The sequence below is a fragment of the Agaribacterium haliotis genome (assembly GCF_002312815.1).
In the GTDB taxonomy this organism is placed as follows: domain Bacteria; phylum Pseudomonadota; class Gammaproteobacteria; order Pseudomonadales; family Cellvibrionaceae; genus Agaribacterium; species Agaribacterium haliotis.
This window is the reverse complement of sequence record NZ_NKQJ01000018.1, coordinates 39,785-54,453: the sequence shown is the minus strand read 5'-3', so window position 1 is coordinate 54,453 and position 14,669 is coordinate 39,785. Positions and strand designations below refer to the sequence as shown.

13 protein-coding genes are annotated in these 14,669 nt (G+C 49.8%); 6 read left to right on the top strand and 7 right to left on the bottom strand.

Features of this window, described 5'->3' with window-relative positions:
* Window positions 1-304: 304 nt before the first annotated feature.
* A complete protein-coding gene (gene csrA, locus CFK45_RS17295; protein ID WP_096087701.1) occupies window positions 305-517 on the bottom strand; it encodes a carbon storage regulator CsrA in 213 nt (70 codons plus the stop codon).
* 423 nt (window positions 518-940) lie between these two features.
* On the opposite strand from csrA (CFK45_RS17295), the gene CFK45_RS17290 reads away from it, so the two are divergent.
* The gene (locus CFK45_RS17290) at window positions 941-2,083 is read left to right on the top strand and encodes an efflux RND transporter periplasmic adaptor subunit (RefSeq protein ID WP_158224748.1); all 1,143 of its coding nucleotides are present in this window, start codon (window positions 941-943) and stop codon (window positions 2,081-2,083) included.
* Between the two features lie 58 nt (window positions 2,084-2,141).
* Entirely contained in the window at window positions 2,142-5,273 is a 3,132-nt protein-coding gene (locus CFK45_RS17285) for an efflux RND transporter permease subunit (RefSeq protein ID WP_096087699.1), read from the top strand.
* A 100-nt stretch (window positions 5,274-5,373) separates the two neighbouring features.
* Here the strand turns inward: CFK45_RS17285 and csrA (CFK45_RS17280) are convergent, their stop codons facing one another.
* The 5 genes from csrA (CFK45_RS17280) to ylqF form a co-directional block, all read right to left on the bottom strand.
* Window positions 5,374-5,592, bottom strand: a complete 219-nt coding sequence (csrA, locus tag CFK45_RS17280; protein WP_096087706.1) for a carbon storage regulator CsrA — start codon at window positions 5,590-5,592, stop codon at window positions 5,374-5,376.
* A gap of 327 nt (window positions 5,593-5,919) precedes the next feature.
* The gene (locus tag CFK45_RS18400; protein WP_143247633.1) at window positions 5,920-6,120 is read right to left on the bottom strand and encodes a hypothetical protein; all 201 of its coding nucleotides are present in this window, start codon (window positions 6,118-6,120) and stop codon (window positions 5,920-5,922) included.
* A 148-nt stretch (window positions 6,121-6,268) separates the two neighbouring features.
* Window positions 6,269-7,507, bottom strand: coding sequence for an ABC transporter substrate-binding protein (locus tag CFK45_RS17270; RefSeq protein ID WP_158224747.1), 1,239 nt, complete (start codon window positions 7,505-7,507; stop codon window positions 6,269-6,271).
* A gap of 127 nt (window positions 7,508-7,634) precedes the next feature.
* Window positions 7,635-8,030, bottom strand: coding sequence for an acyl-CoA thioesterase (locus CFK45_RS17265; RefSeq protein ID WP_096087705.1), 396 nt, complete (start codon window positions 8,028-8,030; stop codon window positions 7,635-7,637).
* A gap of 47 nt (window positions 8,031-8,077) precedes the next feature.
* The gene (ylqF, locus tag CFK45_RS17260) at window positions 8,078-8,959 is read right to left on the bottom strand and encodes a ribosome biogenesis GTPase YlqF (RefSeq protein WP_239923741.1); all 882 of its coding nucleotides are present in this window, start codon (window positions 8,957-8,959) and stop codon (window positions 8,078-8,080) included.
* A gap of 58 nt (window positions 8,960-9,017) precedes the next feature.
* Here ylqF and CFK45_RS17255 point away from each other — a divergent pair, with 58 nt between their 5' ends.
* Both CFK45_RS17255 and CFK45_RS17250 read left to right on the top strand, forming a co-directional pair.
* Window positions 9,018-10,412 carry a sigma-54-dependent transcriptional regulator gene (locus CFK45_RS17255; protein WP_096087695.1) on the top strand — a complete coding sequence of 465 codons (1,395 nt, stop codon included), beginning with the start codon at window positions 9,018-9,020 and terminating at the stop codon, window positions 10,410-10,412.
* Window positions 10,409-11,746 (top strand): sensor histidine kinase, encoded by a 1,338-nt coding sequence (locus tag CFK45_RS17250; RefSeq protein WP_096087694.1) that lies wholly within the window; start codon window positions 10,409-10,411, stop codon window positions 11,744-11,746. The genes CFK45_RS17255 and CFK45_RS17250 overlap by 4 nt, the downstream gene beginning before the upstream one ends.
* A gap of 58 nt (window positions 11,747-11,804) precedes the next feature.
* On the opposite strand, the gene CFK45_RS17245 is transcribed toward CFK45_RS17250, so the two are convergent.
* Complete coding sequence (locus tag CFK45_RS17245; RefSeq protein ID WP_096087693.1) at window positions 11,805-12,182, bottom strand: DUF3224 domain-containing protein; 378 nt, start codon at window positions 12,180-12,182, stop codon at window positions 11,805-11,807.
* Between the two features lie 448 nt (window positions 12,183-12,630).
* On the opposite strand from CFK45_RS17245, the gene CFK45_RS17240 reads away from it, so the two are divergent.
* The gene (locus CFK45_RS17240; protein ID WP_096087692.1) at window positions 12,631-13,884 is read left to right on the top strand and encodes an efflux RND transporter periplasmic adaptor subunit; all 1,254 of its coding nucleotides are present in this window, start codon (window positions 12,631-12,633) and stop codon (window positions 13,882-13,884) included.
* Window positions 13,885-13,947: 63 nt separating this feature from the next.
* Window positions 13,948-14,667 carry an ABC transporter ATP-binding protein gene (locus CFK45_RS17235; RefSeq protein ID WP_096087691.1) on the top strand — a complete coding sequence of 240 codons (720 nt, stop codon included), beginning with the start codon at window positions 13,948-13,950 and terminating at the stop codon, window positions 14,665-14,667.
* Window positions 14,668-14,669: the final 2 nt, after the last annotated feature.

The window sequence follows — 14,669 nt, the reverse complement described above, 5'->3', positions numbered from 1 at the left end:
GAGAGTAGGTCATCGTCAGGCTCTTATTCAAAAAGGCTCATCCGAAAGGATGGGCCTTTTTTTATGTCTGCTTGTCGAAAGCCCTGATCGCTATTGCGGTCAGGGCTTTTTTATTAGGGGGCGAACTACAATTTTTCACTATCTTAGGGCGTAATGTGTATCCAGGGAGATGCTAAGTATCCCTGCTCTGAAGGAGCGGCAGGAGGGGAAATGCGTCGGGATCAGCTGAGCCTTGAGCCAGCGCTGACTGACTTAAGGCTTGATGATTATTTATGATTTAGAAAACTGCAGGCTAATTTCAGTGTTAATGCGATATGTGTGTATGGAAAGTGTTTGCTCTTGAGCTGGCATCCTTTTCTGCCTTTATTCGGTCGTAGATTTCTTTGCGATGTATGGCGATATTTCTTGGCGCCTCAATGCCTACTTTAACTTGGTTGCCGCGCGACTCTAAGAAAGTGATGACTACGTCGTCACCGACCATCAATATTTCACCTTTTTTACGAGTTAGTACCAACATATACAACTCCTTTCATTACTGAGGAAAACTATCCCAAGTTTTTCTGTTGCGTATCGCTATTTGCTACTTGGGGAGGTGTTAGCCGTAATGGGCCAAACGCATACAGCGTGGCCTATCGCGTCAGTAATTTGATGTTTATTACTTGCTTTAGTTCCTGTATTGAAATTTTCTTGCACTTTAATTTAATGGTTAAGTGTGATTTGGTCGCTTTTATCATTAGCTAATTTGCATCAAGTGCATGCGTGCATGTTGTAATCAACGCATATTTTTTGCTTGCTTTCTGCTAACCTAGCCTTCTCGCTTGCCAAAGGAATGAAAATCATGCGTCGACGTCTTGTGCAAACTTTCCCCCATACTCTTGCTTGGGGATTTGCAGCTTTGCTTCTTAGTACAATTAGCGCTTGTAACAAACACCCTTCAAGTTTGCCTCCACAGCAAGCGCCGTTTATTCAGCCGCAAAAGCTGACAGTACCGGCATTTCTCCATTACGCAGCGAATACATCTGCAACGCTCGATGTCGATATTACCGCCCGCACTCCAGGTTATGTCGAAGAAATATTATTTATCGATGGTCAGGATGTTGAGCAAGGCCAGCCACTTTATACCATTGAATTTACCACCAATCAGGCAGAGGTCGAGCAGGCGAGAGCCGAAGTCAATATTGCAACGGCAGATCTGGAGCAGGCTCAACTGGAGCTGTCGCGCTATGAGCGCCTGTTAAAGACGAATGCGGTTTCAAAAGAACAAGTAGACAATGAGCGTCTGCATATGGAGCAGACCAAAGGGCGCATGCTAAAGGCGCAAGCCCAGCTAACAGAGGCGAGTAAAAACCTAAGTTATACCCATATCGCCGCGCCATTTAGTGGTCGTATTAGTCGCACTTTGTACGATGTTGGCGACCTTGTCGGAACCGATAAAAAAACGGTGTTGACGTCGATGGTGCAGCTTGACCCGATATACCTCTATTTCAGCGTCGCATCGACGGAATTACAAGCGGTAATGAAAGCCAGGGCTGAACAAGGCGGCTTGCCTGTTCGCTTTCGTTTAAAAGGCAAAGAAAACTTAAGTTTTATCGGAGCGCTAGATTTCATCGATAACCAGGTATCGTCGAGCACCGGAACAATTCAAATGCGTGCGAGCATAGCCAACCCCGACAAGCGCTTATTTCCCGGGCAATTTGGCACCGTTGATCTGCAGGTCGGCAGCCAGAAAGATGCGTTGTTGATTCCCGAATATGTATTGAAGCAAGACCTTGAAGGAACCTACGTTTTCACCATCGATAAAGACAATAAACTGCAGCGCAAAGAAGTTCAGCCAGGTGCAAAAATAGATGGCTGGCAGGTTATCAGTAAAGGCTTGAGCGCGAGCGATAAAATTGTAGCCGGGCATTTAATGCTTATGCGCGAAGGTATTACCGTTGCGCCCAAAGCAGATCAAACACATACATTGCCGAAGCCCGCTACTGTACTTGCGCTGCCAAGCCCAAGCCCAAGCCCAAGCCCAAGCCCGCTTATCAGTCCAAGCCCCTCAGCATCCGCGAGCCCAGAAACAGCCGCCAGCTCTTAGTGGTTGTGGGCACCTAGTTTGTATTTTGCTGTAAATGACTCACGGAGAGCGTCAGTAAATGTTTAGCCAGTTTATTATTAATCGACCTATTTTTTGCTCGGTCATTTCCATCGTTATTGTATTGGCTGGTGTTATCAGTATTCCAACCCTGCCTATCGCCCAATACCCAGAGATCGCTCCGCCTACGGTGCAAGTGGTCGCCACTTACCGAGGTGCCAACGCACAAACCGTTGCGCAAACTGTTACAACGCCGATTGAAGAACAGATTAACGGTGTTGAGGGCATGATCAGTATTTCATCGACAAGTACCGATAATGGGGTCAGCACGATTACAGTGACGTTCGAGATCGGCTACGACTTAGATATTGCGGCGGTGGATGTACAAAATCGTGTTGCTATGGCCCAGTCCAGTTTGCCTTCTCAGGTGATTGATTACGGCATCGACATCAAGAAAAAGAGTTCGGAAATGGTGTTGATGTTGACGATGATATCGCCGGACAACAGCCGAGACCTGCAGTTTATTAGTAACTACGCATCCATCTATGTTGTTGATAGTTTGAAGCGTGTACCAGGGGTTGGCTCCGTTACCATCTTTGGCGAGCGCACTTACGCGATGCGTATTTGGCTGGATGTCGAGACCATGGCCGGTTATGGCATTACCAGCGCAGATGTTAGCGCCGCAATTCAGGCGCAAAATGTTATTGCGCCGGTTGGATCGATAGGCATGCCGCCAAGTGGTGGCAAACAAGTTATGGATTACGTTGTCCAGGCGAAAGGTCGCTTGAGCTCCGTTGAAGAGTTTGAACAAATTATCGTGCGTACGAATGATGACGGCTCGCTAATTTACCTGAAAGATCTCGCCCAGCTCGAGCTCGGTGCAGAAAACTACATGACCAGCAACAAGTTTGACGCAACATCGACGGTGGGCTTGGGGGTCTATCAACTGCCCGATGCGAACTCTCTGAAGGTTGCCGAACGGGTAAGCGCGGCAATGGAGGAATTAAAGCGCGATTTTCCATCCGGGGTAGATTACCAGTTACCATTTGATACCACCGATTTTGTCCGCGAAGCAGTATCTGAAGTTGTGTGGACACTGCTTATTGCTTTGGCCCTGGTTATTGTTGTGGTGTTTGTCTTTCTGCAAAGTTGGCGCGTCACGTTAATCCCTGTTATCGCCATTCCTGTATCCATTGTAGGAACATTTGCATTGATTGCGGCGATGGGTTTCTCAATCAACTTACTGACACTCTTTGGTTTAGTTTTGGCAATTGGCTTGGTGGTTGACGATGCCATCGTTGTTGTTGAAAACATCAGCCGCTTGATGGAAGACGAAGGCATGAGTGCAAAAGATGCTGCGTTAAAGTCGATGGGGGAAGTGTTTGGCCCCGTGACGGCTTCCACTTTGGTGATGATGGCGGTGTTTATTCCAGCGGCGTTTATGCCGGGCTTAACTGGCCAGCTCTATCAGCAATTTGCTTTAACGATTGCTTGTTCACTCGCCCTATCGTGGATTGTGGCAATGAGCTTTGCGCCGTCCATGTCTGCCAAAATACTTAAGCAGGGATCAGAGGCGCCAACAGCGTCGTGGGCGAAGGCGTTTAACAAACGCTTTGATGCACTGACTGAGCGCTACATGAAAGCCGTTAAGGTATCGCTCAAACGGCGGCGCCTTGCACTTAGTGTTCTTGCAGTTATTTCTGCAGTGACAGCCTTTATGTTTTTTTGGGTGCCAACGGGTTTTGTACCGGAGGAAGATGAGGGTTATGTTGTTGTCAGCGTGCAGATGCCCTCCGGCACGGCGCTTGATAGAGCTCAGCAAATTGTCGACGGCGTAGCGGAAATAATTCGTAGTGTCGACGGCGTCGAGCATACAGCGGAGATCACTGGCTTTGATTTATTAACAGGCTCCTCTATTTACAATGCCGGCACCATCTTTGTTTTGCTTGAAGACTATGACCAGCGCAATAGTGACAGCAGCGCCGATAATATTATTAAAAAGTTGCGTGTTTTACTTAGCGATGTCGAAGGTGGTTTGGCTCTTCCATTTAATGCGCCGCCAATTCAGGGGCTGTCATCGACAGGTGGTTTTGAGTTTGTGGTAGAAGACAGAGCCGGGGCAGGAGAGCAGGCTTTATGGGGTACCACTTGGGCGATGATCGGTTATGCGAAACAGCATATCAGTCAGCTAAGCCCGATGTTCTCAACCTTCCAAGTCGATTCGCCGCGCTTGTATGTCGACATCGATGCAAAAAAAGCCATGCAAAAGGGCGTTGCCCTATCTGATATTTATCAGACTATGCAGGCAAACCTGGGCTCGATGTATATCAACGACTTTAATAAATACAATCAAACTTACAAAGTTTACATACAAGCCAAACAAGATCAGCGCTCGAGTGAGGAAGACATCGGCCGGCTCTATGTTCGCAACTACCAGCATGAAATGATCCCGCTTTCTGAGTTCGTTCAGATAGAGCGTCAAGCGGCGGCTAATATCGTTACGCGCTACAACCTGTTTAACGCCGCACACGTAATGGGAGCGCCAGCGCCCGGTCACAGCAGCGGCCAGGCAATGTTTATTATTGAAAAACTGTCGGAAAAAATGCTTCCATCTGGTTTTGGTTATGAGTGGACGGGGGTTGCCTATCAACAGGAAAAAGCCGGCAATACTGCCCCGCTTATTTTTGGCCTTGCGTTAATTTTAGTTTTTTTGATTATCGCTGCTTTGTATGAGAGCTGGATTTTGCCGGCAGTTATTTTACTTTCAGTACCGTTGGCTATGTTTGGTGCATTGAGCTTTCAATGGTTAAGAGGTTTACAAAACGATGTGTACTGTCAAATTGCACTGATTATGCTGATCGGCCTTGCGGCTAAAAACGCAATTTTAATTGTACAGTTTGCCAACGATAAAGTAGCTGAAGGTAAAAACTCGGTTGAGGCTGTGCTCTACGCTTGTAAAACACGCTTGCGCCCGATATTAATGACAGCCTTCGCATTTATCTTAGGTGTTGCGCCGTTGGTTGTAGCGACGGGCGCTGGAGCGGGTAGTCGCCACTCTCTCGGTACTGCCGTATTCGGCGGGATGTTGTTGTCGACCATATTAAGCTTGTTGATTGTTCCGGTGTTATACGTCGTATTTGAACGCTGGCGCGAATCGAAAAGTGAGCCCGAACAACAGAGCAATCAGTCTTAAGTTTATTTGCTGAATTTTTACGAAGGTAGATGCATAAAAAAAGGGCCAGATTTGGCCCTTTTTTTATGCCGCATTAATATGCGATTTATTTTCGCAAAGTTCAGTGAGAGACTGCGTTTTCTAGAGGCAGTTCATCATCAATCTTCTTTGCAGCTTTTTCAGCTTGGATTCGATCGTAGATCTCTTTTCTGTGGATAGCAATGTCTCTTGGGGCTTCGATACCCACTTTGACTTGGTTGCCACGTGATTCCAAAAAGGTGATAACTACATCGTCACCAACCATTAATACTTCACCGCGTTTACGAGTTAAAACTAACATATCCAACTCCTTACTCATTTGTTTAGAACATCCCAAGTTCAAAATGGAGCTCATTGCTTGGGCTACGATTTAACTTTACTGAGTAGGGAGGCAAGATTCTTAGCCGCTGGCGTCAGTGAATTGATCACGAGAGACAGTACTGCAAGAAGTGGCGCGTTTTGTATCTTTACGGCTGTGGGGCTATATAAACGCGATGCAATACCCAGGCAAACGGCACATGCTTGCCGTTGCGCTAACAGCCACTTCAAGTGACGCAACTAATCCTGTGTGCGCCTATTGCGCCAGCCTTGGCGAACTTGTTGACAGCAGCCAAGGTGCGCGAGGTTATTACTGCAAATGAACGGTGTTTTTTAAAGCAAGCTGGTACGTAAGCTCGACCTGACCGGAGTCTGCACGGTTCTTTTCGCTGGTTTGAAAGTACTCTAGATGTTCGGGAAGAACTTGCACTTGTTCGCCGCACAGTACACTTAAGGCCACAAGGGTTTCTGTTTCCGTCGGAGTCTGTTGAGCTCTACTGGGGCTATTCATAACGACTACCTCTTTGATATTGACGGTAGTTTAAGCCTAGTTTGTAGCCGTAGCATCAACCTTGACCTGGGTCAGAATTTGCGGTTTTTGGCGCCAGTTTTCCTTCTATTTTTTGTCGTTTAGCTGCTAGCGCAAAGCTTGAGACATTCTACCTAGGAGCTGGCGCAAGCGTTGTTGTCCGCTCGGGCTTGAAAAACACTTGCTGGCGCAGGGCTTCAAGCTCGGCGCAGACCCGATCTACGTCCCTGTGGGAGAGAAAGCTGATAAATATCGCCGGGCTTTTTTCCGCAAAGTGAATATCGGTGTCGCGATCAAAATATTGGATGCCGCCGGGGCTTTGCTGCAGCGCTCGTTCTAGTTTTGCTGCGCGCGGTTGCAAGGGGTAGTTGTGATCACTTCGTGCAGGAGGACGGTCTATTGGCGTGTTCAGCGCATACTGGAATTCAGCACCAGCGATAAATTTCAGAACTTTTTCTAAGTTTTTATCCACTTTGCGGTAGGCCGGAACAATAAAAACATTAACAGGGTTTACCGTATAGTTGGCCAACTCTGTATTGATAACAGGGAAGTTACTCGAGCGAACTTGCCGGCGTTTGTTTTCGGGAATGCCCTGCGCCGGTACAAAGTCTAATAACATCATTGCTGAAAGGCCGCGGAACAAACGCGGAAAGGCTTCAATATTACTTAAGGAAGCGTAGTTGTTGTTAAAACAATTGGCGTCCAGCAGTGTTTTCCAATGTGAGAAAACCGCTTTGATGTTATCGGATTCATAACTCAAGCGGCCACTTAACAGGGCCTTGTGCTCATGCAAACCGTTTATTCTCAAGTTGAGCAGGTCAAACCAGCCGTGCACAGACCACGCGGTTTGCATGCCCAGCGCAAACATATTTGCACCTTGCTGACTGAGTTTTTCGCAGCTTTGTAACAACTGCTTCCAATCGCGCGGCCGCTCAATACCGAGCTTGTGTAGCTGCTCGGGAAAATAGTAGAGCTGGTAATTTGAATAGGAGTAAGGAATGGCCCAAATACTGCCGCGGCGGGTAACGCTTGCCTTAATGGTCTCCGCGAAGGCTTGGTCGAGCTGGTGCTGCTGCCAAAACTCACTCAGGTTGGCAATCAGCCCAGCCTCGACATAGTGATTTAGGCGCTCGCCGCCAAACCAAAGCATCACATCCGGGCCGTGAGACTGCGTCAGCCAGAGGTGTACACCGCTGGCATAAGCCTGTGGGCTCAAAAGCTGCAATTTCAGTTCGATATCTGGGTGGGCGGCTTGAAACTTGGCCAGCTGTTTGTTGGCCTCGCTTCGCTGCTCGCCGCGCAGCAATTGCATGCCTATGCTAATGGTCTCGGCCGCAGTATTGGCACATGCCAAGACAAGGATCAGCATAGACACTGCCCAGTTCGGGAAGCTCAAGTGCATAGTTTGGCCAACGTAGGAAGTCGGCCTTAAGTTTAGATGTTAAATGTGCCACCTGCGCTGATCTTGGCGAAGATTAACGCCACCGGCGGCGATATCAAGCCTGAGTGAATATTTGCTCGAGGCCCTCTAAGCGCATCGGCCGGCCGCTTTTAGCATTTACTGCAACCCCGGTGACCACCGCTTTGGCACAGAGCTCGGCATCTTGATTGAGCAAGCGTTGCTCAAATTGGAACTTGAGCTTGGATACCTGAGCCGCACAGGTTTCAACCTGGAAAACTTGGCCGCTGGTCAGTGCTTTGCGGTAGTCAATCTCGATGCGGCTGACTACTAAATTGATGCCCTGCCTGGCCAGCTCGGCAAAGTCGACGTTTTTATCGAGCAAATACTCGTGGCGGGCGTGTTCAAAATAGTTGCTGTAAACACCGTTGTTGACGACGCCTTGCATATCGAGTTCGTAGTCGCGAACCTTAAATTCAACGCTGTGAGTCACTGTTTTTCCCTTCTGTTTATTTTGTTTTGTTGTTGCGGGCACGGCTCTTAACCGACCTTGGCGTGCTCACAGTCGGGCCCCGGGCGTTCGAGGCTGAGGCGACCGAGTTTACCTGCGCGCAATTCGCGAACCAATAGCTCCCCGACTCGCTGAAAATCGGCGCCACCGCGTTGCATGCAACCGCGCTTGCGCGCGATTTGCTCAAGCACTTGCCAGGCTTCAGGCTCAAGGCTCGATAGTTGATAGGCTTTTTTTAGCGCTTCGGGGTAGCGCTTGACCATAAACTCGGCGGCAAACATACCGACATCATCGTACTCCATCGCGGTATCCCGGATGGCGCCGCTGGTGGCCAGGCGGTAATTGACGGTCTCATTTTTGGAACCGGGCCAGGTCATGCCGGGGCTGTCGATAAGTACAAGGTCTTCGGCGAGCTTGATTTTCTGCTGCGCTTTGGTCACTGCCGGCTCATTGCCAACGGATGCGACTTTTTTACCGGCGAGGGTATTGATCAGGGTACTTTTACCGACATTGGGAATGCCGAGTATCAGCGCGCGTATTGCTTTAAAGTCGTCGCTGCGCCCTTTGAGCATTTTACGTATGCGATCGGGTATGCTCCTGGCCAGCGATGGGTTATCTGTGGTAATGGCCAGCGCATCGGTATTGTGCTGTTTTTTTAGCTCGGCTAACCACTGCTCGGTGACGTCGGCATCGGCGAGATCACTTTTACTCAGTACTTTAAGAAAGGCCTTGTCACCGCGAATTTGCTCGAGCATAGGGTTGGCGCTCGAGTAGGGCAGGCGCGCGTCGCAAACTTCGATAACGATGTCGATGGATGGCATCAGTTTGCGCACGTCTTTTTGGGCCTTGTGCATGTGGCCGGGATACCAATTAATTAGCATGGAGAAGCTCGCCGCGGAAAATTGATGCATTTTAGCAGTTTTGCTGTGCCGACCCTATAATGGCCGTCCAGCTGAAGGAAGTCAGACTATGAGCGAAAGCCAAGCGGGCATAAAAATACTGGTGGCGGACGATCAGGCCGATATTCGTCGCTCGGCGGAATTGTTGTTTAAAAGCGAAGGCATGGCCTGTAAAAGCGTCGATACGCCCGAGCGTGCACTTAAGGCGCTCGAGCAGCAAGACTGTGCTCTGGTTTTGCTCGATTTAAATTATCAACGCGATACCACCTCCGGCGGCGAGGGCCTCAAGTTAATTGAGCAGGTGCGCAAGTACGATGAGCAGCTGCCCATCGTGGTGATGACGGCCTGGGCCTCGGTTGATATTGCCGTTGAAGCGATGAAGCGCGGTGCCAATGATTTTATTGTCAAACCCTGGGACGTCGAGCGGCTGCTCAGCATTGTTAAAACACAACTGGCCTTGAGCCGGGCCCTGTTTAAGCAAAAAAAGCTCGAGGGTGAAAACCGCCTGTTAAGAGAATGCCAGAGTAAAAAGTTGTTGTTGGAATCGCCGGCGATGCAAGACATTGTGCAATGTTTTGAGCAGATCTCTGGCGCCGATGTCGGTGTCTTGCTCACCGGGGAAAACGGCACCGGTAAAACGCGTATGGCGCGTCTTTGCCACGAGCTAAGTGCCCGCGCTTCGGGGCCGTTTATCAGTGTGAATATGGGCGCTCTGGCTGAAAGTGTCTTTGAAAGTGAAATTTTCGGGCATGAGAAAGGTGCATTTACCGGCGCCGAAAGCCTGCGCATTGGCCGTTTTGAACTGGCTGATGGCGGTACCTTGTTTCTCGATGAAATAGCCAACATCAGTGAAAAACAGCAAGCGGCGCTATTGCGCCTGCTTGAGACCGGCGAGTTTGAGCGGGTCGGCAGTTCTAAAACTCTAAGCGCCGATGTGCGAATTATCTGCGCCACCAACGCCAATCTGCAACAGGCCGTTGCCGATGGCAGCTTTCGCCAGGATCTCTACTATCGCATTAGCACGGTGCCGGTTCGCATCCCCAGCTTGGCCGAGCGCAGTGAGGATATTATTCCGCTGGCGAATTATTTTCTAAGCCAGGCCAAATTAAGGCTCGGGCGCAGCGATCTTCGTTTTAGTGACGCGGCGCTAGAACAGCTATGTACCTATTGCTGGCCGGGCAATGTGCGTGAGCTTGAACACTGTATTGAGCGCGCTGCGCTGCTTTCACCGGGGCCACAAATCGAGCCGTCAGTACTGGGCTTAAGTCACGTTGCAGTGAATATCAATGCGCCCACTGGCGCGGCAGGTTTGGACGGCCTGACCCTGGCCCAGGTTGAGTATCAAATGCTTGATGCTGCATTAATTAAATATATGAAAAAACCCGATGACGCCGCTGAAGCTTTGGGGATTAGCCGCAGCGCTTTTTACCGCAAACTCGCAAAGCACGGTTTTGATCTCTCATGATAAATAATACTCAATGGCAGCTGTGGCGTTTTGTTGGTTTACGCCGCAGCTTGTTGCTTGCGCTGGCGGCGCTGTGTCCACCACTTATTGCCTGTGCAGCACTTTTATGTCTCGGCAATTACGACTGGCTCGAAGTAACGACTGTACTGCTTTTGGTTGTGGTGCCGAGTGCACTGGCCGTCGGAGCATTTTGGTTCAGCGTATTTCGCCCATGGCAGGCAGTGGCGAATATTTTAATGGGGTTTCGCGAAGATGATTATTCGCTTCGCTCGGCGGTGGATAATAGCAAAGATGTTGTCAACGTCGTTCTGCGAGAATTAAATGCGATTGCCGATTATTTAAGCTCCAGTCGCAGCAGCGCTTATGAGAGCCAGAAATTACTGTCGCGCATACTGGCGGAAGTGGATGTTGCGGTGTTTTTGTTTGATAACCACAAGCACCTGGTTATGGCGAACCGCTACGCTTGCAAACTCTATGGCCTCACCGAGGCGCGCTTGATCGGCCAAAGTGTCGATGACTTAGGTTTAAGTTTTGCCCAGTTAGCCGCGCATACCAGCGCCCACGAGCACGGCTTTCCAAAATATAAAAGCCGCTGGTTAGTTAAACACAGTGCCTATCGCCAACAGGGCCTGCCGTATCAGTTTATTTTACTGGCCGATATCGGTGTCAATTTGCGTGAAGAAGAACTCGACGCCTGGCGCAAGTTGATCCGTATTCTAAGTCACGAAATAAATAATGCGCTGACGCCGATGAAAACCACAACCGGTAGTATGGCGCGCATCTTGCCACGCACAGATAGCTATCCGGATTGGAAAGTAGATTTTAGTGAAGGCTTAGAAATCATCGACGAGCGTGTCGATAATCTAAATCGCATGGTCAGCTCTTACGCCAAACTTGCGCGCCTGCCCGAGCCTCAAAAACAGATGATGGCCTTGCGACCGCTGTTGCAGCGCCTGTACGAAACATATAAAGATAAAGGCCTGCAGCTTTTAACCGAAAACGAATTGAGCTTTGAGGCCGACCCGGCTCAACTTGAACAAGTGCTGGTGAACTTGATTAAAAATGCGCTTGAAGCCAGTGATCGTGGCAAGCCTATTGAACTTAGTTGGCGGCGCGAGCCACACAGTGTCGAAATATCTCTAAGAGATTTTGGCCAGGGCATCGACAACCCCGACAACCTGTTTATTCCGTACTTTACAACCAAAAGTGAAGGCAGCGGAATTGGTTTGGTGTTATCCCGCCAAATTATTGAAGCGCACGGCGGTCAGTTACAACTGCAAAATAGCGACAGTGGCCCGGGCTGCCTCGCCAGTATTCGCCTGCCGCTCAGATAGCCCCCGCTCTTAGCGGTCTGCGCTATTTATCCGCCGTTTGTTTTATAGTCTATTTACATTAGCCGGGAAGCTGGTAGTTCAGCTGGTAAAGGTGCTCACCGGCTTTTTGTTCAATGCTCAGCTCACCTTCAATGCCGTGCAGCTCACCCGTGCCCGAACCTTCAATAATCACGATGTCCAGGCTCTGATTTTCGCTGCTCATCAGGCCGCGGTGCAGCAGGCTAAAACTGCCGACTTTGCCGTCGACACTGCCGTTAAACTCTTCGATAGCAACATAGGCGGCACTGCCGCTGTCGCTGCGTTTACTTAACATCTGGCCTTTGCCACTGCCCTGCAGCTGGCCACTGTAACTTTTGTTTATCAACATGCGGCCGGCGTCGTAGTCGCTGTCTTGAGCGGGTTTAAGTTCTACGTCAAATTGTCCTGTCGCTAGCATTATTTTTGTTTCCTTATTTAACGGTAATTCTTTTTAGCTGATATAGGTGCTGCCGGTGGTAGTCAGCTCTTAGCGTTTTTAAACTGGCTGAAATCAGCACACGGCTTTTGCCTTCGCCAAGAGCTTATTAAGCTCACAATGTCACGATCAACAGTGTCGCGGCCAAAAGTAGCGCTGACATTGTACTTTATTTCTGCATTTTATAGCTCGGCTTTACTAAGCCGTCCGCCGCTGTCGCCTAACTCCTACGTCTCGAAAACGATACGCGCGCCGTCTCGAAAATGGGACGCCCTCTCGTTGCGCCGCTGTTCTAGAGGGGCTCTTTATGTAAAAGCTCAATAAAAACAAGGGTTTAGTGTGTGATTACGTTTTGGCACGCTTATTTCAATACTCTGCTTAAGGTCGTTGGCATGTCGCCACGACATCGCAGCAAAGATGAGGATGGAGCATGGATGTGCACAGGCCTGAACTGGGGCGCCGCAAACAGCTTAAACAACGATTGGCAATTGCCGCACTGTTGGCTGCGGCGCTGATTGTGGGCTTATTTTTTATTTTTTACACACCCGGGCCCTACGAAGTTGACAGGGATCTGGTTTTTCGCGGCAAAGTCGAGCGCGGTGAGATGCGTCACGAGTTGCACGGCGTGGGCAGTCTGGAGCCGGAAGAGGTGCGTTGGATCAGCGCGCAAAGTGCCGGTCGGGTTGAGCGTATTCACGTGTTGCCCGGCGCCGAGGTAGAGCCACAAAGCTTGATCCTGGAGTTGAGTAACTCCGAGTTGCTGCAACAGCAGCAGCAGGCCGAACTCCAACTGCTGACCGATGAAGCGAACTTTTTAGTGCGCAAAGCCGAGCTGCAAAGCTCGCTGCTCAGCAGTCGCAGTGCTTTAAGTCGCACTGAAACCGAGTTTAAACAAGCCGAGCTCGACGCCCAAATTGATAAACAACTGTTCGAGCGCGGTTTGGAAAGTGAGCAGGCCAGTTTGCGCTCGAGCCTGCGCAGCGCGCGCCTGGCGGAAGAACTTAAGCTAGAAAAACAGCGCTACCAGCTAAGTGCCGAATCCATTGATGCGCAGGTGAAAGCCGAGCAGGCCAAGCTTGAACAGAGTCAAGCTCGCTTGGCGCTGCTCAATGAGCAAGTTGACGCGCTGCAGGTCAAAGCCGGTTTTAGCGGTCTGCTGCAACAACTTGAATTAAAAGCGGGGCAGCAAGTCAGTGTTGGTCAGGCTCTGGCGCAGGTCGTTAATCCAAAAAGTTTAAAAGCCAGTGTGCGTATCGACGAACACCAGGCCAAGCGTTTAAGCCTTGGCCTCAACGCCGAAGTGGATACGCGAGGCGGCAAGCTGGCTGGCAGTGTCAGTCGTATTGACCCCAATGTTGAGGCGGGCACGGTTGAAGTCGATATTAGTTTTATTGAAGCGCTGCCACCGGGCTTGCGCCCCAACGCCAGTGTTGAGGCGACCATTGAGGTGCAGCGCATAAGCGACGTTGCATTTGTTTCGCGCCCGGCCTATGCCCGTGCCGATAGTAAAGTCCGGGTTTTTCGCTTTGTTAAAGGCAGCAATATCGCCGAGCAGGTCAAAGTAAGTTTTGGTCGCAGTTCCGTCAATAGCATTGAAATAGTCGAGGGCTTGCAGCCCGGCGATGAAATTATTTTATCCGACAGCTCCAGCTGGCTACAGCACCAGCAAATCAAACTTAATTAAGTAGTTCAAACAATAAACACAGTTGGCAGATGAATACCAACTTAGGCGACGCAGGTAATTATTATGGAAAATCAAGTTATCAAAATGCAGGCTATCACCAAGGTTTATCACACCGATGATATCGAAACGCACGCACTTAGCGGTATAGACCTTGAGATAAACAAAGGCGAATTTGTCTCGATTGCAGGCCCCTCGGGCTGCGGTAAATCTACTTTGTTATCGATTATGGGCCTGCTTGACGATGCCAATAGCGGCACTTACCAACTCAATGGCCGCGACGTCAGTTCACTGGCCGTTGCCGAGCAAACGCGCATACGCAATCGCGAGGTGGGTTTTATTTTCCAAAGCTTTAATCTGATTTCGGATATGTCGGTTGCGGAAAATGTCGAGTTGCCGCTGATCTACGCCGGTATTGGAAAAAAGCAGCGCCGCGAGCGTGTTGCTGAAGTGTTAGAACGAGTGCAGATGAGCCATCGCATGAAGCACTTGCCGAATCAGCTCAGCGGTGGCCAACAGCAGCGCGTTGCAATTGCGCGTGCACTCGCTGGCAAACCGGCAATTTTATTGGCCGACGAGCCGACCGGAAACCTCGATTCGCGCAACGGTGAAAAAGCGATGGACCTGCTCGCCGAATTACACGAACTCGGCGCCACCATTTGCATGGTCACACATGACGAGCGCTACAACAGTTTTGCTTCCCGGGTTATTCACTTATTCGATGGCAAAGTTGTCGATGAACACGTTGCCAGTTATGAACAAGAACTGGCAATGGTTGGCGCATAGGA

Coding starts and splice junctions, on each gene's coding strand:
- csrA (WP_096087701.1), bottom strand. CDS start 517: ATGTTGGTACTAACTCGTAAAAAAGGTGAAATATTGATGGTCGGTGAC.
- CFK45_RS17285 (WP_096087699.1), top strand. CDS start 2,142: ATGTTTAGCCAGTTTATTATTAATCGACCTATTTTTTGCTCGGTCATT.
- csrA (WP_096087706.1), bottom strand. CDS start 5,592: ATGTTAGTTTTAACTCGTAAACGCGGTGAAGTATTAATGGTTGGTGAC.
- CFK45_RS18400 (WP_143247633.1), bottom strand. CDS start 6,120: ATGAATAGCCCCAGTAGAGCTCAACAGACTCCGACGGAAACAGAAACC.
- CFK45_RS17270 (WP_158224747.1), bottom strand. CDS start 7,507: ATGCTGATCCTTGTCTTGGCATGTGCCAATACTGCGGCCGAGACCATT.
- ylqF (WP_239923741.1), bottom strand. CDS start 8,959: ATGCATCAATTTTCCGCGGCGAGCTTCTCCATGCTAATTAATTGGTAT.
- CFK45_RS17255 (WP_096087695.1), top strand. CDS start 9,018: ATGAGCGAAAGCCAAGCGGGCATAAAAATACTGGTGGCGGACGATCAG.
- CFK45_RS17250 (WP_096087694.1), top strand. CDS start 10,409: ATGATAAATAATACTCAATGGCAGCTGTGGCGTTTTGTTGGTTTACGC.
- CFK45_RS17245 (WP_096087693.1), bottom strand. CDS start 12,182: ATGCTAGCGACAGGACAATTTGACGTAGAACTTAAACCCGCTCAAGAC.
- CFK45_RS17240 (WP_096087692.1), top strand. CDS start 12,631: ATGGATGTGCACAGGCCTGAACTGGGGCGCCGCAAACAGCTTAAACAA.
- CFK45_RS17235 (WP_096087691.1), top strand. CDS start 13,948: ATGGAAAATCAAGTTATCAAAATGCAGGCTATCACCAAGGTTTATCAC.